Below are 288 nucleotides of genomic sequence, written 5' to 3'. Positions count from 1 at the left end.
CAGCGTCAAGGTCGTGCGCGCGCAAAGTGGTGACGCCCTGTACTTCAGTCGTGCCCCCATTCCCTGGGACCGCGACCGCTTTGCGGTCGACCGACTGGGCCTCGCCGGCGGGCACTGGCTGCGCCACATCGGTCTGTATGCCTACCGCGCCGATGCGCTCAGGCGCTTCGCGGCGCTGCCGCCCGCTCGCCTTGAGCAGCTTGAGTGCCTGGAACAGCTGCGTGCGCTGGAAGCCGGCTGGCGGATCGCCGTCGGTATCAGCCCGGAGCCGTTTCCTGCCGGCGTCGA

General features: G+C 69.8%; 1 protein-coding gene. It reads left to right on the top strand.

Going from position 1 to position 288, the window contains the following annotated elements; translation table 11 throughout:
• A partial coding sequence (locus tag FLQ44_RS22990) for a cytidylyltransferase domain-containing protein (RefSeq protein WP_439144962.1) occupies positions 1–288 on the top strand: 288 nt, incomplete at both ends.

It is taken from the genome of Vogesella mureinivorans, assembly GCF_007644035.1.
In the GTDB taxonomy this organism is placed as follows: Bacteria; Pseudomonadota; Gammaproteobacteria; order Burkholderiales; family Chromobacteriaceae; genus Vogesella; species Vogesella mureinivorans.
This window is presented reverse-complemented; position numbering and strand designations above follow the sequence as displayed.